Genomic DNA, 16308 nt, shown 5'->3' with positions numbered 1-16308 from the left:
TTAAGAAAAAATTTTTCTTAATAATATTTATAAGTTTTTCTTTTAAGTATTTAAATTTTTATGAATAGCTTAAGTCTTTTATATCAAGCTTTAAATATAAAAGATATTTTTAAGAGTTTTTATTAGAATTTTAACTCTAAAACATCATCCATAGAGTATTTTCCAGGTTCAGTTTTATCAGCCATGTATTCACAAGCTTTTAAAGCTCCTATAGCAAAAACATCTCTTGAAATAGCTTTGTGATTTATTTCTATAACTTCACCATCACCTGCAAAAATAACTTCATGGTCTCCTATTATTCCGCCACCTCTAACTGTGTTTACGCATATTTCATTTTTTTCTCTTTTTGCAATTCCTTCTCTTCCATAGATTAGGTTTGTTTTTTCATCAAGAGAATCTTGAATGCTATGGGCTAATAAAAGAGCAGTTCCACTAGGTGCATCAACCTTTTGATTATGATGTCTTTCAACAAGTTCTATGTCGAAGTTTTCATAAAGAATTGGTGCAACTTTTTTTAATAAATTATTTATTAAATTAATTCCTATGCTCATATTAGCAGATCTAAATATAGGAATTTCCTTTGAGGATTCTTCTATATATTCTAAATCCTCAGGAGTATAACCTGTAGAACATAATATAAGAGGTTTTTTAGTTTTTTTAGAAAATTCTATTAGATTTTTTAAAGCACTAGCTCTTGAGAAATCTAATAATACATCATAATCTACATTACAATCTTGTAAGCTTGAGAATATTGGATAAGACCTTTGAGCCTTATTATTATCTATACCTGCAACTATTTCTATGTTTGGGAATTTTGTTTCTGCTAAACTTGAGATTACACTACCCATTTTTCCAGAACAACCATTTAATATAACTTTAACCATAAATTATACCTCCAAAGTATTATTTTTAAATAAGCATAATCTTAAAAAGATTATGCTTATTATATAATAAATTATTTTATTAAACCATTATCTTTTAAGCTTTCTTCTAATATTTTTAAATTAGAATCATCCATATCACATAATGGTAATCTTAATGGTCCACAGTTAAAATCCATTAAGTTCATAGCAGTTTTAACTGGTATTGGATTTGTTTCTATAAATAAAGCATTTACTAGTGAAAGATATTTAAGTTGAAGATTACGAGATTCTATAACCTCACCTAAGAAGTATTTTTCACATATATTATGAGTTTCTTCTGGTAAAACATTTGCTAAAACTGAAACTACACCAGCACCACCTAAAGATAGTATAGGAACTATTTGATCATCATTACCTGAATATATAGCAATTCTATCACCACATAGTTCTGCCATTTTAGCAACTTGTGAAAGGTCTCCACTAGCTTCTTTTATAGCAGTAATATTTTCAAGATTTGCAAGAGTATCAAGCATTAAAGGAGTTATATTCATTCCTGTTCTTGAAGGAACATTATAAAGCATAATAGGTATATTTATTGAATCATTTATAGCTTTAAAATGAGCATATAATCCTTTTTGAGAAGTTTTATTATAGTATGGAGTTATTATTAAAACCATATCTGCTCCAACTTCTTCTGCATATTTACTTAATTCTATTGATGCTTTAGTATTGTTTGTTCCAGTTCCAGCTATTAAAGGAACTCTTTTATTTATAACTTTAGCAGAGAATTTTATAACTTCCTTTTTCTCTTCTAAGGTCATAGTAGAACCTTCACCAGTAGTTCCGCAAACTAAGATAGCATCTGTATGATTTTTTATATGCCATTCTAATAATCTTTCTAATTCTTCATAATTAACTCCATCTTCAGTAAAAGGTGTTATTAAAGCAACACAAGAACCTTTAAACATAGGTATTACCTCCTTAAAATAAATTATTTTTTATCTATAAGTATTTCAGCAATTTGAATTGCATTAAGAGCTGCCCCTTTTCTTATATTATCAGCCACAACCCATAGGTTAAGGCCATTGTCTAAGCTAAAATCTCTTCTTATTCTTCCAATAAAGACTTCATCTTCACCACTAAGTTCAAGAGGAGTTGGATATTTTGTGTTTTTTAAGTCATCATAAACTACAATTCCCTTTGAATTTTCAAATAAGTTAAATACATCTTTAATTTCAAATTCTGATTTAAGCTCAACATTTATACTTTCACTATGGCCATTTAAAACTGGAACTCTAACAGTAGTTGCAGTTATTCTTAAGGTATCGTCATGAAGTATTTTTTTTGTTTCTTCAATCATTTTAATTTCTTCTTTTGAATAGCCATTATCTAAAAATACATCTATATGAGGAATTACATTTCCTAATATAGGATATGGGAATTTTTTTGTAGTTCCTTCTTCAAGGTCTAAAATACCTTGTATTCCAGCCCCTGATACTGCTTGGTAAGTTGAATAAACTATTCTTTTTATACCATACTTATCATATAGTGGTTTTAAAGCTACCATAGCTTGAATTGTAGAACAATTTGGATTAGCTATTATTCCTTTATGCCATTTTACATCTTCAGGATTAACTTCAGGAACTACTAAAGGTACTTCCTTATTCATTCTCCAAGCACTACTATTATCTATTACAATAGCTCCATGTTTTGAAAAAATAGGAGCAAATTCTAAACTTACATTTCCACCAGCTGAGAAAAGTGCAAAATCTATTTTTTTATTTTTTATATTATCTTCACATAGTTCTTCAACTATGAAATCTTGCCCCTTAAATTTTAAAACTTTTCCCTCTGATCTTTTAGATGCAAATAAATATAATTCTTTAACGGGGAAATTTCTTTCTTCAAGTATTTCAAGGAATTTTCTTCCGACATTTCCAGTGGCCCCAACTATTGCTACATTATACACAATATCCCTCCTAAATATAATCTTAATATATTCTATTTCTATATATTAAATATAGTTCAATGATAAACACTTTATCAAGTATATTTTATGATTAATTTGAAGGATTTAATTAAGTTAACTTTCATATTTAAAGAAATAATGAATATTTAAGCTTATAGGGGTAATAATAAATTTAAAAATAAATTTAAGACAGGAGAAAATAATATGAGTAAAACACCACTTAAAAAAATAATAAAAGGAAAGCTTAAATCTAATAAGGAGTTAACACCAGCAGAGAAATTAAGAGAAAAGATGAAATATGAAATTGCAGGAGAGTTAGGTTTAAGTGATAAAGTTGATAAATTTGGTTGGGGAGGATTGACTGCTGAGGAGACTGGAAGAATTGGAGGTCTTATGACAAAAAAGAAAAAGCAACTTAAATTACCAAGTAATGATGAAATATTAGGAAGAAAAAAACCTCACATTGACGAAAAATAAAAAAAGTATATAATTTTTAGGTAGAATAATATATGGGGGATTTAATTTATTATGAAGAGTTATAAAATGATGGCAAAGGTTTATGATGAGCTAATATATGAAGATGTAAATTATGAAAATATAGCAAAGTATGCCTTAGCAAAATGTGATAAATATAATATTAATAAAGAAATGTACTTAGACTTAGCTTGTGGAACAGGAAATGTTGGTGTTTATTTAGGAAAATCCTTCAAAGAAAATTATTTTGTAGACCTTTCTCAAGAAATGCTTATAGAGGCTGATAAAAAACTTAGAGAGCATAGGGTTAGAGGTAAGATAGTTTGTCAAGATATGTGTGATTTAGAACTAAATAGAAAGTTTGATTTAATAACCTGTGTTTTAGATTCAACTAATTATATTTTAGATGATGAAAGTGTAGAAAATTATTTAAGAGGGGTATATAATCATTTAAAAGAGGATGGTTTATTTATATTTGATATTAATTCATACTACAAAATTGCAGAAGTATTAGGAAATAATGTTTATACATACGATAGCGAAGAATTATTTTATGCTTGGGAAAATATTTTTGAAGATGACATAGTAGAGATGAATTTAAATTTCTTTGTGAAAGATGGAGAGGTATATGAAAGATTTACAGAAGTTCATGAAGAAAGAGCTTATAAAGAGAAAGAAATAGAAAATATTCTTAAAGGTATAGGCTTTAAAATAGAAGAAAAGCATAAGGGGTATACAGAAGAAGATGTTACACCAGATACTGAAAGAATAGTTTATATAGTAAAAAAATAACGGAGGGATTAATTATGAGTGATAAATTAATAAGAGCTATTGCTAAAGAAGGAATGATAAGAATTTTTGCAGCAGAAACTACAGAATTAGTTAATGAAGCTTCAAAAATACATGATTGCACACCTACAGCAGCGGCTGCTTTAGGAAGAATGTTAACAGCAGGTACTATGATGGGGGCAATGCTAAAGTCAGACAAAGAAGTTGTAACTTTACAAATAAATGGTGGAGGAATGGCTAAAGGTGTTACTGTAACTGCATATCCAGACTGTAGTGTTAAAGGTTATATAGGAAATCCACATGTTGATTTACCTCTAAATAAAGAAAATGGTAAACTAAATGTTGGAGAAGCTATTGGTAAAAATGGTGGATTAACAGTAATTAAAGATTTAGGATTAAAAGACCCATATGTAGGACAAGTTCCTATATATAGTGGAGAAATTGCTGAAGATTTAGCATATTACTTTACAGCTTCAGAACAAATACCTTCAGCAGTTGCTTTAGGAGTTTTAGTTGATAGAGACCATTCAATAAAAAAAGCTGGTGGGTTTATAATTCAATTATTACCAGGAGCTGATGAACTTTTAGGAGATTTATTAACATATAGATTAGATGAGATTCCTTCTTTAACAACAATGTTATCAGAAGGGAAAACAATAGAAGAAGTAATAGAGTTTATTTTTGATGGTATGGATTTAAAAATATTACAAGAGGAAACTCCAAAGTATAAATGCGACTGTTCAAGAGAAAAAGTTGAAAAAGCTTTACTTAGTATAGGTTATAAAGATTTAAAAGAATTATATGATGAAGGAAAAGAAGAAGAGTTAAAGTGTCATTTCTGTAATAAATCATATAAATTTACAAAAGAGGATATTGGTAAGTTATTAGAAGAAAAAGAAAAATCTATTGCAAAAGAAGTTTCAGAAGAAATGGAAAAAGCAGAGGAAAAAGAAGAAAAAAATAAAAAATAAAAAAATAAGTTGACAAATTAATTAGAACTTAATATAATAATAAATGTCTTGAGGAAATCAAGACATTAGGCTCGATAGCTCAGTCGGTAGAGCAGAGGACTGAAAATCCTCGTGTCGCTGGTTCGATTCCTGCTCGAGCCACCATTATTGCGGGAGTGACTCAATGGTAGAGTGTCACCTTGCCAAGGTGAAAGTTGCGAGTTCGAGTCTCGTCTTCCGCTCCAAATGCGGGTGTAGTTCAATGGTAGAACACCAGCCTTCCAAGCTGGATACCCGGGTTCGATTCCCGGTACCCGCTCCATATTTATGGCGCTATAGCCAAGTGGTAAGGCAGAGGTCTGCAAAACCTTTATTCCCCGGTTCAAATCCGGGTGGCGCCTCCATAAAAAAACATCTATAAGTTTTCTTATAGATGTTTTTTTATATAAAGATATAAAATTTTTATTATGGTTATAAAATAAAATTTAAATTAAAGATTTTATAAACTTTTCTCCAAAGTTAAGAAAGTTCAGTTCTTTAAAGACATTCTTTAAGGTTATTTCATAAAGTTCTTCTGTAGCAACAGAGGAGTTCTTTATAAATAATTTAATTACTTTTAAATTTTTATATTGAAACCAAGTCAAAACAGCAATTACATCTTTATTTATAGGTTTTTTTGAGATTTTTAAAGTATCTTCTTCTTTATAAACTATTAAATCTTTATGAGATACTGAAAAAAATTCATTAGAAGGACAAGTGTATTGAATTAATTTCACATTATCAATAGCTATTAAAAGATCTAATTTTTCCTTACAACCTGAGTCGTTAGTAATTTCTTTTTGAATTTTCACAACCTTTTCCATAATAAAATTCCCCCTACAGATATATTTATAAATTAATAGTAAAGGTTTACAAATGTTGCAATGAAGTATCAATAAAATAGTGATAAAAGCATATAATATATTAAATTTATAACTTACAATATAATATGTTTTATATAACAAGAAAATTACATTAATATTTAATGAAATTTAAATTATAAAAAAGCTTTACGTATTAATTTTATGTAAGTATTAAAAAATAAGGTAAAATATGTATTAATAATTAAGAAAGTAGATATAATATATAAATAAGTTAAGAGGAGGTAAAATATGTATTTTGCTGTTTTAATTCTTTTACTATTTATAGTTTTTTACTTAAACAAACTTTGCAATAAGGAAGTTAAAGAAAAGAAAGTTCTTAAAAATACAGGATGGAAAGTTACTCCTTATTTAAATATAAAAATAAGTTCCTTTGAAAGTAGAAGAGAATTAGAGAAAACAAGATTAAAAGAGCTTATAAAAAATAATTTGTATATTTATAACGATGATATAGTTATATTAGAAAATGATTTAGGAAATTTTTATATAAAGTATAAGGAGGAAATACTATACTTTGATTTTTTTCTAGGAGAAAAAAGAGACAAAAGAGAGGATTTTATTTTAAATGATTACTTTTTTAGTGGAGAGCTTTATAAAAAAATTAAGGCTATACTAAAGAAATACTTATATTCTTTTAAGGAAGAAGATATTTCTGAAAATGAAAAAGGTTTTATTATAAATTTTCCAAGTGGTGATGTTTCTTTTAATATAAGAAAAGAAGAAAAAATAATCATAAATAAAGAAAAGGATTTAAATTAAATTTGTGAATTATTTTATAAAATATTTAATAAATAAATTTTAAGATAAATGTGAAGGGTAACTTTATATTTATCTTTTTTATGTGTAAAATTAAATAATAAAAGAATTTAAATATAGATTATAAGATGAAGGGAGAATTTGTATGAAGATAAAAGATGTAAAAAAACTAACAAATTGCAAATTTTTAAACTTATACAAATTAGATTTAGAGAATAAATGTGGAAAATCTAAGGAATATTTTATAGCTAGTAGAAGAGATAAAAATGATTTAAGTTGTATTTTAAAAAATCATGATAAGGCAGATGGAGTTATGATAATTCCTATAACTGAAAATGATGAGTTTGTTTTAGTAAAACAGTTTAGACCAGCTATAAATGATTACATATATGAGTTTCCAGCAGGACTTATAGATAATGGAGAAGATGCAATAAAGGCAGCTACAAGAGAACTTTTTGAAGAAACAGGTCTTTTAGCTAGTGAAAGCGAGTGTTTAATTAAACCTAGTTATACTTCAGTTGGAATGTCAGATGAATCTATAGCTGTTGTTAAGATGAAGGTTTATGGAGATATTTCTACAGAAAATTTAGAAGAAGATGAAGAAATAGAAGTTATTAAAGTTCCTATAAAAGAAGGAAAGGAATTTGTTAAAAATAATAATGTATCAATAAAAACTGCATTAGTTTTAAATTTCATGTAGTTATTTAGGAGATTTTAATTAATTAAAATCTCCTAAATTTATATTAAATAATGTTTTTTGATAGATTATTAATAATTTCTTTGTTTATATCTCCTTTATGAAGTTTTAAAGCCTTTAAAGCAGCTCCTTTAATTGGAGGTAAAATAGGTTCTATTAAATTAAAGGCTGTATAATTATCTTTAAGATATTTTTCTAAAGGATTTAATATAAGTTCCTTTGCATTAAAGACACTGCCTGAGTAAGAAATATTTAAAACACCTGTAAATTCTAATTGATTTGTTATTCCATTTACCATTAAGAGACATTCTTTAGCAGCTTGTTTATAAATATCTATTGCGAATTTATCGCCATGAAGAGCAGCTTTATAAACTAACATTGCAAGACTTGCTACCTTAGTTCTATCTTGTTTATATTCATCCTTTACTAAGAATATTAAATCAAAATCTTTTTTTAAATTTAATTCCCTTTTAAAAATATCATAAAGGATTGTTCTTTCTAGCCTATGGTCTGATTGTTTTCCAAATATTTCTATACCTTTTTTTGCAATCCAATAAGCAGAGCCTTCATCACCACAGATGTAACCCCAGCCACTAGTTCTTACAGATTTTAAATCAGTTGTTATTCCAGAGGCAATAGCACCTGTACCTAAGATTATACATATTCCAGGTTCACAGGCTAAAGAGCCTGCTAAGGCAACTTCTACATCATTACCACAAGAAAATTTATCTTTTCCTAAGATTTCAGAGATTATTTCATTCATTTTTAATTTTTCATCTTCATTTTCACCATAAGCTGGTAATCCTAAGAAAGAATAACTAATATCATCTTTGCCTATATTAACATCATTACAGACTTTTAAAATCCCTTCTTCTATTCCTTTTTTAAAAGATTCAAAGCCTACTTGATGTATGTGACAAGTTCCGCTTGTATAAGTAGATAAAATTTCTCCTAAATCATTTATAAGCATAAAGGATGTTTTTGTACCACCGGCATCAATACCTAAATAAAACATAAATTTCCCCCTTTTTAAAGCATAGTTGTAATTACCACTTTATTTTAATTTTACTATACTAATAATTATATAATCAATTAAAATAGATTATTAAAAATTAAAGTAAAGAATAATACATTAAAAATTAAATTTATCCACTTATATGAAAATGCCTATAGATAGTTTAATTTTTAGAGAATATTTATATGCTAAGTTATCAACTTTTATTACTAAGAAGAGTAAAATATATTATTAAAGAACTAATATACTTCCTCTATCTATTAACTTGCTAGATGATAGATAAATTGGTTCCACATCATATTTTTTTAGAAAATTTTCAATATCTTTTCCATAAAAATGATTATTTAAATTTCCAAAGAAAGCCATTTGGTTTTTGGAAATTAATCCACAGGTTCCTCCAATGAAACCATAGTCTAATTTAGGTAAAATTATATCTCCACTAGGTATTAAAAGTACATCAAATCCCTTAGAGCTTAATACCTTATAAATTCCTTTATCAGAGGTTATTAAGGCTTTTTCAGATACTATAGCTATTGAACATTTAGCATATCCTTGTTTTATATTTATTAGATTTTTTTCCTTTACATTTTCAAGAAGTATTTTATCTGTATATTTTAAATTATGTATAAAAGTATCCTTTAAATTAACTCCGTTTAAGGAAATATTTTTAGGATATTTAAATTCTAAATAATCATTACTTTTTAAAACTTTAATATTTTTAGGTATTGAATCAAAAAGTTCTTTCTTAGAATCTTTTGATAATAAAATTGTATTTTTATTTAGTATGTTTATTTGTATGTCAGGATGGCCTTCTATAGCTTCATATAATTTAGGATGTTTAGGAACTTTAATTATATTAAGGTTTAATTTTTTTAAATTATCTTCTTCAACTTTAGAAATTCTATAATCAACAAAACAAGTTTTCAAAAATATCAACTCCTAATTTAAATTTATAATTTTATTTTACTAAAGCAATAAATAAATTGTCGATTAATAGATTTATATTTTTGAATATTAGAAGGAAATTAATACATACTAAAAGTAAAGAAAGGAGTGAGAGTAGTGCTTCTAATGACATTGTGTTGTAAAGAGGAAAAAAAGATAGTAGAAGACATACAAAAAATAAAAGGTGTTCTAAAGAACAAGGGAATTATAATTGGTGTCTCAGAAAGTATTTCATATGGAACTCACTTCGTTAAAATATACTATGGGAATAGTAACTTTGATGAGAAAAAAAGAGATACCATAATATTATATATAAGTAATATTATTTATAATGTTATAATAAATAGCTATAGAGAAAGAGAATTACTTCATTATATGAATGAAAATTATTTCTTTTTAAAGCATGAAGAAATTTTAGAGGTTGATTTAAAAATAAAAGAAATTTTAAAAGGTGAACAAAAAATTTCTTCAGATAAGGATTTTTATTGTTTAAATAAAGTTAATTTTATAATAGAAAATATAAAAGAGTTTTTAATGGAAAATGATTATATAAATATAGAGGGTTTTATGACTTTTAGAATGAAACCTTTATTAAAGGTTATAGAGGATATAATAGATAAGATTGTTGAAGAATACATGATAGAGAAAGAATATAATGAATTTATAAAGCTTTTAAAATATTTTGTTGAGATACAAGATTGTAAAATAGAAGAAATAAATATAATAGTTAAAAAAGATGGAACTTATGAATTAAAAGATTCAAATGGATTAGATATCTTTAAAGAGTTTTTTAAAGATATAAAAGATATAAAAGAAGAGGGAATCATAAATATAGAAGACTTAATAATAAGTGGATTAATAACAAATGCCCCAAAAAAACTTAATATATATAATCAAGAGTTTTCACTAAATAGAGAATTTATAAAAACTATAAAAAGTGTTTTTGAAGAAAGAGTAGAGTTTTATAAAAGCTATGGAGATATTTTAAAGTAAAATAAAAATGAATAAATTTAGTTGACAATGAAAAGAAATAGTGATAAGATAACATACGTCAAGAAGAAACAGCCGTTTCTCACCTTACAGTTAAAGTACTAGTAGGGTCATGAATTTTATTACATTTGATTTTGGTAATAGAGGACGGCTTAAAACCGTCCTTTTTTATTTATATATTTGTGTTGGCTAAATTCTATCGGAGGTGAACAAGATTAGTAAAAATTTTGCAATCAATCAAGAAATAAGAGAAAAAGAGGTTAGATTAATTTCTAACACAGGAGAGCAACTAGGTGTTGTATCTGGAAGAGATGCACAAAAAATGGCAGATGAGGTTGAACTAGATTTAGTTATGATTTCACCAAATGCTAAACCACCAGTTTGCAAAATAATGGATTACGGTAAATTTATTTATGAGCAATCCAAAAAAGAAAAAGAAGCAAAAAAGAAGCAAAAGGTTATCAGTGTTAAGGAGATAAGAGTTAGCCCAACTATTGAAAAGCATGACTTAGAAATAAAAGCTAAGAATGCAAAAAAATTCTTAGAAGCTGGAGATAAAGTCAAGATAACTGTAAGATTTAGAGGAAGAGAAGCAGAACATTCTCATGTTGGAAATAAGATATTAGATAATTTCTTAGCTCAACTAGAGGAAGTATGTTCAGTAGAAAAGCCTGCTAAATTAGAAGGTAGAAACATGATAATGATTTTAGCTCCTAAAAAAGCGTAACTTGAGAGGAGGATACTTACAATGCCAAAAATGAAAACTCATAGAGGTGCAGCAAAAAGATTCAAAAAGACAGGAACTGGAAAGTTAAAGAGAGCTCACGCTTTCACTAGCCATATCTTAACAAAGAAAAGTGCTAAGAGAAAAAGAAATTTAAGAAAAACTGGTTATGTTTCAACTGCACAAGAAAAAGCAATGAAGAAATTATTACCATATCTATAAGATAAAACACGGAGTAGGAGGTCTAGAAAATGGCAAGAGTTAAGAGAGCGGTAAATGCTCGTAAAAATCATAAAAAAGTTTTAAAACTTGCAAAAGGATACTATGGTGGAAAAAGCAAGTTATTTAAAACAGCTAACGAATCAGTAATAAGAGCATTAAGAAATGCTTACGTTGGAAGAAGATTAAAGAAGAGAGACTACAGAAGATTATGGATAGCTAGAATAAATGCAGCTACAAGAATGAATGGTCTTTCATATTCAAGATTTATGAACGGAATGAAATTAGCTGGTGTTGATATAAACAGAAAAATGCTTTCAGAAATAGCTATAAATGATCCAAAAGCATTTGCTGATTTAGTTGAATTAGCTAAAAAGCACTTAAACGCTTAATACCAGATGCGAGTTTATCTCGCATTTTTTTTATATATTATTTATATTTTATAAGTTTAATTTTATTCAGATTTTTCTGAATAAAATTAAACTTATTTGTAATTACAATAAAATAAGTTTTTAATAAATAGACTTTACATATATAAATTAAAAATAAGATATAATAAAATTAAAGGAAAATATAATATTAGTTTTAGTTGGGGGTTTAATTATGTATATTAAACTGACAAAAAAAATAAAGTTTAGTGCTGTTCAAATTTTAGCCTTAGGATTTTCTATGGTTATTTTGCTAGGTACTATAATTTTAAGTCTTCCAATATCCTCTAAAAGTGGTGAGTTTACACCTTTTTTAGATAGTTTATTTACTTCAACTTCTGCTGTTTGTGTTACAGGATTAATAACTTTAAATACAGCAGAACATTGGAATTTGTTTGGAAAAACTGTAATAATAATCTTAATACAAATAGGTGGTCTTGGATTTATGTCCTTTACAACCTTGTTTGCCTTAATGGTTAAGAAAAAAATAACCTTAAGAGAAAGACTTCTTATACAAGAAGCCATGAATACTTTTGGAATACAAGGTTTAGTTAAGATGATAAGATACATCTTAGTTTTTACCTTTTCAGTAGAGATGTTAGGTGCTTTATTATTAGCAACTCAGTTTATACCACAGTTTGGTATGATAAAGGGAATATATTATAGTATTTGGCACTCAATATCTGCTTTTTGTAATGCGGGGTTTGATTTGTTTGGAGATAATTTAGTTGGCTTTGCAAACAACAAAACTGTAATGCTAACAATTTCAGCTCTAATAATAATTGGTGGTTTAGGATTTACCGTTTGGTCAGAATTATATAACTTTAAAGGGTATAAAAAGTTATCATTACATTCTAAAGTTGTAATTATGATAACAGCTATTCTTTTAATAGGTGGAGCTATACTTATGTTTATATTTGAGTATAATAATCCAAATACCTTAAAGTACATGAGTTTTGGAGATAAGGTAACTAATGCTTTCTTTGCATCAGTTACAACTAGAACTGCAGGATTTAATTCTGTATCAACTGCAGATATGACTTTAGCTGGAAAGTTTTTAACTATATTGCTAATGTTTATAGGTGGTTCCCCAGGGTCAACAGCAGGGGGAATTAAAACAGCAACTTTTGGTATAGTTATTCTAACTTTAATATCTATAGTAAGGGGAAGAGAAGATACTGAAGTATTTAAAAAGAGAATATCAAAGGAATTAGTTTATAAAGCTTTTGCAGTACTTTTTATAGGATTTGGTATAGTTGTAGTAGGCACCATGGTCTTAGCAGTAACAGAACCAGGTTTTTCATTGGAATATATTCTTTATGAAGTTACCTCTGCTTTTGCTACAGTTGGTTTAACTCTTGGATTAACTCCATATCTTTCAGCAATAGGAAAGATAATAATAATAATAACTATGTATTTAGGAAGAGTTGGTCCTATGACTGTTGTTTTAGCTTTAGCTAACAGAAAGAAACCATGTGCTTATAGGTACCCAGAAGATAAAATATTAATAGGATAAATAAGTTAGGAGTGTAGAACTTATGTCAAGTAAACAATTTGTTGTTATAGGATTAGGAAGATTTGGAGCCTCTGTTGCTAAAACTTTATATGCCTTAGGCCATGATGTATTAGCTATTGATTCAAATGAGGATTTAGTTCAAGAAATATCAGATAGTGTAACTCATGCTATTCAGATGGACGCTACAGATGAGAATGCCTTAAGAACTATAGGCTTAAGAAATTTTGAGGTAGCTGTAGTTACAATAGGTGCTAATATACAAGCTAGTGTAATGGCAACCTTACTTGTAAAGGAAATGGGAATAAAATATATAATTGCTAAGGGTAATAGTGATTTACATGAGAAGGTTTTATATAAGATAGGTGCAGATAGAGTAATATTACCTGAGAAAGATATGGGAGTTAGAGTTGCTCATAATTTAGTTTCCTCAAGCATTTTAGATTATATAGAGTTATCTCCAGATTATTCTATAATTGAAATAGAAAGTCCAAGAGATTGGCACGGAAAATCTATGAAAGAATTAAGCTTAAGAAGTAAATATGGAATAAACGTTATGGCTATTAAAAGAAATAACGAAGTTAATATATCACCAGATGCAGATGATGTAATACAGCAAAATGACATAGTTGTTGCTATAGGCTCTGCAGAGGATTTAACTAAATTAGAAGGAAAGATATTTAGACGTTAATATCTTTTTAAAGAAAGGATTATTTGCTTTGTTAGAAATTGAAAGTAAAAATAACAATCTATTTAAAGAAATAAGAAAGTTAAAAGAAAAGAAACATAGAGTAAAAAGCAATAAATATCTCATTGAAGGACTAAGGTTTGTAGAGGAAGCTATAAAAAGTAATGTATCTATAGATTCCATAATTTTTACAGAAGCCTTTAAAGAAAAAAATGAAAAGTTTTTTTTAGGTCTTAATAAAGATATAAAGCTTATACAAATGAATGAAACTCTTTTAAAGCAGTTATGTTCAACAGAAAATCCACAGGGAATTTTAGCTATTATAAATATGCAAAATAAAAAGTTAAAAAGTGGAGATTTAGTAGTTCTAGTTGATAAGGTTCAAGACCCAGGAAATATGGGAACTATAATAAGAACGGCTCATGCAGCTGGAGCAAGTGGAATTGTAATGACTAAGGGAACTGTTGATATTTATAATGATAAAACTTTAAGGTCAACAATGGGTTCAATATTTTATATTCCAATTGTTCAAGATGATTCCTTAGATTTTATAAAAGGATTAAAAAGAGATGGGTATAAACTTGTTGTAAGTTCACTTCAAGGTAAAAATAATTTTTTTGAAGAAAATCTTAAAGGCAAGGTAATAATTGCTGTAGGAAATGAAGGAAATGGTGTAAGTAATGAAGTTTATGACATTTCAGACATAAAGGTTAAAATACCTATGCCTGGTGAAGCTGAATCTTTAAATGTAGCTGTTGCAACTTCTATAATGATATATGAAAAGATAAGACAATCATTTAAATAAAATTTTTAAGTTGTATTTTAAAAAAACTTGCAATGCTATTTTAATAATCTTTAGATTTTTAAATAGTATTTGTAAGTTTTTTTATTTTATTTTTAAATTTCTCTTTTGTAAATATCTTTAATATAAAATAATAAATACCTTGATTATAAAGTGTATTATAGGTATAATAGACCTTGAATTAAATATGTAAAAACATTGATAGAGAGAGTAGGTATAGAAATTTCTTTTCAGGGAAAAAGTGTCACAGACTGAAAGCACTTTTAGAAAACTATATTGAAGTTCACTCTGGAGTTCTAACTGTGAAATTAGAGTAGTAGTTAGCGGCATTGTCGTTATTTAAAATTAAGTGAGTGTTATATTTAGCACTAATTAGGGTGGTACCACGGATAGTATACCCCGTCCCTTATTTTTAGGGACGGGGTTTATTTTATTTTAATTTAATTAAGTCAATAATATAAATAAATTAATTAATAGATATTAGGGTTCTAAGAGCTTTAAGATAAAATTTAATATATTTATTACAAAAAAGAAAGGAGAATAAAAATGCAAGATAAGTTAAATCAAATTAAAGAGTTAGCTTTAGTTGAAATTAAAGAAGCTAAAGATAGCAATACTATTGATACAATAAGAGTTAAATATCTTGGTAAAAAAGGAGAGCTTACAAGTATATTAAGAGGAATGGGAGCTCTATCTAAAGAGGAAAGACCAGTAGTTGGTAAGTTAGCTAATGAAGTAAGAGAGGTTTTAGAAGCTGAATTAGAAGCTATAACAAAGGCAGTTAAGGAAGCTGAAAAGCAAGAAAAACTTAAAAATGAAGTAATAGATATTTCAATGCCAGGAAAGAAACAGACAATAGGAAAAAAACATCCTTTAGAGCAAACTTTAGATGAAATGAAAAAAATATTTGTTTCAATGGGATTTGCTATAGAAGATGGTCCAGAAGTTGAAAAAGATTATTATAATTTTGAGGCTTTAAATATTCCTAAAAATCATCCAGCTAGAAGTGAACAAGATACATTCTACATAAATGATAATGTGGTTTTAAGAACTCAAACATCACCAGTTCAAGCTAGAGTAATGGAAAATCAAAAACCACCAATAAAAATGATTTCACCAGGTAAGGTTTTTAGATCAGATGCTGTTGATGCTACTCATTCACCAATATTTTATCAAATGGAAGGTCTTGTTATAGATAAAGATATAACTTTTGCAGACCTTAAGGGAACTTTAGAATTATTTGCAAAGAAAATGTTTGGAGATAAGGTAAAAACTAAGTTTAGACCACATCATTTCCCATTTACTGAGCCTTCAGCAGAAATGGATGCAACATGTTTTGTATGTAACGGAAAAGGATGTAAAGTATGTAAGGGTGAAGGTTGGATAGAAATATTAGGCTGTGGTATGGTTCACCCTCAAGTTTTAAGAAATTGTGGAATAGACCCAGAGGTTTATAGTGGATTTGCTTTTGGTTTCGGTGTAGATAGAATGGTTATGCTTAAATATGGAATAGATGATATAAGATTACTATATGAAAGTGATATGAGATTTTTAAATCAATTCTAG

At 27.3% G+C, this 16308-nt stretch carries 19 protein-coding genes, 4 tRNA genes and 2 other annotated features; of the genes, 17 read left to right on the top strand and 6 right to left on the bottom strand.

Annotated features, from left to right (window positions below; translation table 11 throughout):
- Nucleotides 1–122: 122 nt before the first annotated feature.
- The 3 genes from dapB to AC4FRL_RS05550 form a co-directional block, all read right to left on the bottom strand.
- Nucleotides 123–884, bottom strand: a complete 762-nt coding sequence (gene dapB / locus AC4FRL_RS05560) for a 4-hydroxy-tetrahydrodipicolinate reductase (RefSeq protein WP_491139212.1) — start codon at nt 882–884, stop codon at nt 123–125.
- A 71-nt stretch (nt 885–955) separates the two neighbouring features.
- Nucleotides 956–1831 carry a 4-hydroxy-tetrahydrodipicolinate synthase gene (gene dapA, locus AC4FRL_RS05555; protein ID WP_491139211.1) on the bottom strand — a complete coding sequence of 292 codons (876 nt, stop codon included), beginning with the start codon at nt 1829–1831 and terminating at the stop codon, nt 956–958.
- A 23-nt stretch (nt 1832–1854) separates the two neighbouring features.
- Complete coding sequence (locus AC4FRL_RS05550) at nt 1855–2832, bottom strand: aspartate-semialdehyde dehydrogenase (RefSeq protein ID WP_491139210.1); 978 nt, start codon at nt 2830–2832, stop codon at nt 1855–1857.
- A 204-nt stretch (nt 2833–3036) separates the two neighbouring features.
- Here AC4FRL_RS05550 and AC4FRL_RS05545 point away from each other — a divergent pair, with 204 nt between their 5' ends.
- The 7 genes from AC4FRL_RS05545 to AC4FRL_RS05515 all read left to right on the top strand — a co-directional run bounded on the left by AC4FRL_RS05545 (nt 3037) and on the right by AC4FRL_RS05515 (nt 5449).
- Nucleotides 3037–3309 carry an alpha/beta-type small acid-soluble spore protein gene (locus AC4FRL_RS05545; protein WP_491139209.1) on the top strand — a complete coding sequence of 91 codons (273 nt, stop codon included), beginning with the start codon at nt 3037–3039 and terminating at the stop codon, nt 3307–3309.
- Between the two features lie 51 nt (nt 3310–3360).
- Complete coding sequence (locus tag AC4FRL_RS05540) at nt 3361–4098, top strand: class I SAM-dependent DNA methyltransferase (protein ID WP_491139208.1); 738 nt, start codon at nt 3361–3363, stop codon at nt 4096–4098.
- A gap of 14 nt (nt 4099–4112) precedes the next feature.
- Nucleotides 4113–5066, top strand: coding sequence for an Hsp33 family molecular chaperone HslO (gene hslO, locus AC4FRL_RS05535; protein ID WP_491139207.1), 954 nt, complete (start codon nt 4113–4115; stop codon nt 5064–5066).
- A gap of 68 nt (nt 5067–5134) precedes the next feature.
- Nucleotides 5135–5210, top strand: a tRNA-Phe gene (locus AC4FRL_RS05530).
- 5 nt (nt 5211–5215) lie between these two features.
- Nucleotides 5216–5290, top strand: a tRNA-Gly gene (locus AC4FRL_RS05525).
- A 3-nt stretch (nt 5291–5293) separates the two neighbouring features.
- A tRNA-Gly gene (locus AC4FRL_RS05520) sits at nt 5294–5367 on the top strand.
- 7 nt (nt 5368–5374) lie between these two features.
- Nucleotides 5375–5449 (top strand) — tRNA-Cys (locus AC4FRL_RS05515).
- Between the two features lie 81 nt (nt 5450–5530).
- Here AC4FRL_RS05515 and AC4FRL_RS05510 read toward each other — a convergent pair.
- On the bottom strand, nt 5531–5908 hold the full coding sequence (locus AC4FRL_RS05510; RefSeq protein ID WP_491139206.1) for a hypothetical protein: 378 nt from the start codon (nt 5906–5908) through the stop codon (nt 5531–5533).
- Between the two features lie 288 nt (nt 5909–6196).
- Between AC4FRL_RS05510 and AC4FRL_RS05505 the strand changes: the two genes are divergently transcribed.
- Both AC4FRL_RS05505 and AC4FRL_RS05500 read left to right on the top strand, forming a co-directional pair.
- Nucleotides 6197–6724 carry a hypothetical protein gene (locus AC4FRL_RS05505; protein WP_491139205.1) on the top strand — a complete coding sequence of 176 codons (528 nt, stop codon included), beginning with the start codon at nt 6197–6199 and terminating at the stop codon, nt 6722–6724.
- 142 nt (nt 6725–6866) lie between these two features.
- Nucleotides 6867–7421 carry an NUDIX hydrolase gene (locus AC4FRL_RS05500; protein ID WP_491139204.1) on the top strand — a complete coding sequence of 185 codons (555 nt, stop codon included), beginning with the start codon at nt 6867–6869 and terminating at the stop codon, nt 7419–7421.
- A 43-nt stretch (nt 7422–7464) separates the two neighbouring features.
- On the opposite strand, the gene AC4FRL_RS05495 is transcribed toward AC4FRL_RS05500, so the two are convergent.
- Together AC4FRL_RS05495 and AC4FRL_RS05490 are read right to left on the bottom strand one after the other, a co-directional pair.
- Nucleotides 7465–8433, bottom strand: coding sequence for an N-acetylglucosamine kinase (locus tag AC4FRL_RS05495; RefSeq protein WP_491139203.1), 969 nt, complete (start codon nt 8431–8433; stop codon nt 7465–7467).
- A gap of 231 nt (nt 8434–8664) precedes the next feature.
- Nucleotides 8665–9360: a DUF6873 family GME fold protein gene (locus AC4FRL_RS05490; protein ID WP_491139202.1), complete on the bottom strand. Its 696-nt coding sequence runs from the start codon at nt 9358–9360 to the stop codon at nt 8665–8667.
- 144 nt (nt 9361–9504) lie between these two features.
- On the opposite strand from AC4FRL_RS05490, the gene ytxC reads away from it, so the two are divergent.
- The 8 genes from ytxC (at nt 9505) to pheS (ending at nt 16308) form a co-directional block, all read left to right on the top strand.
- Nucleotides 9505–10371: a putative sporulation protein YtxC gene (gene ytxC / locus AC4FRL_RS05485; protein ID WP_491139526.1), complete on the top strand. Its 867-nt coding sequence runs from the start codon at nt 9505–9507 to the stop codon at nt 10369–10371.
- 54 nt (nt 10372–10425) lie between these two features.
- Nucleotides 10426–10544, top strand: a sequence feature (ribosomal protein L20 leader region).
- Between the two features lie 29 nt (nt 10545–10573).
- The gene (gene infC / locus AC4FRL_RS05480; RefSeq protein WP_491139201.1) at nt 10574–11095 is read left to right on the top strand and encodes a translation initiation factor IF-3; all 522 of its coding nucleotides are present in this window, start codon (nt 10574–10576) and stop codon (nt 11093–11095) included.
- A 21-nt stretch (nt 11096–11116) separates the two neighbouring features.
- Nucleotides 11117–11314 (top strand): 50S ribosomal protein L35, encoded by a 198-nt coding sequence (rpmI, locus tag AC4FRL_RS05475; protein ID WP_003451643.1) that lies wholly within the window; start codon nt 11117–11119, stop codon nt 11312–11314.
- A 29-nt stretch (nt 11315–11343) separates the two neighbouring features.
- Nucleotides 11344–11703, top strand: a complete 360-nt coding sequence (gene rplT / locus AC4FRL_RS05470) for a 50S ribosomal protein L20 (RefSeq protein ID WP_003451332.1) — start codon at nt 11344–11346, stop codon at nt 11701–11703.
- A gap of 211 nt (nt 11704–11914) precedes the next feature.
- Nucleotides 11915–13255 (top strand): TrkH family potassium uptake protein, encoded by a 1341-nt coding sequence (locus tag AC4FRL_RS05465; protein WP_491139200.1) that lies wholly within the window; start codon nt 11915–11917, stop codon nt 13253–13255.
- A gap of 22 nt (nt 13256–13277) precedes the next feature.
- The gene (locus AC4FRL_RS05460; RefSeq protein WP_491139199.1) at nt 13278–13943 is read left to right on the top strand and encodes a potassium channel family protein; all 666 of its coding nucleotides are present in this window, start codon (nt 13278–13280) and stop codon (nt 13941–13943) included.
- 28 nt (nt 13944–13971) lie between these two features.
- Entirely contained in the window at nt 13972–14745 is a 774-nt protein-coding gene (locus AC4FRL_RS05455) for a TrmH family RNA methyltransferase (RefSeq protein WP_491139198.1), read from the top strand.
- Between the two features lie 186 nt (nt 14746–14931).
- Nucleotides 14932–15152 (top strand) — a binding site (T-box leader).
- 136 nt (nt 15153–15288) lie between these two features.
- Nucleotides 15289–16308 (top strand): phenylalanine--tRNA ligase subunit alpha, encoded by a 1020-nt coding sequence (gene pheS / locus AC4FRL_RS05450; RefSeq protein ID WP_491139197.1) that lies wholly within the window; start codon nt 15289–15291, stop codon nt 16306–16308.

It is taken from the genome of Clostridium sp. TJA032 (assembly GCF_058310275.1).
This window is presented reverse-complemented; position numbering and strand designations above follow the sequence as displayed.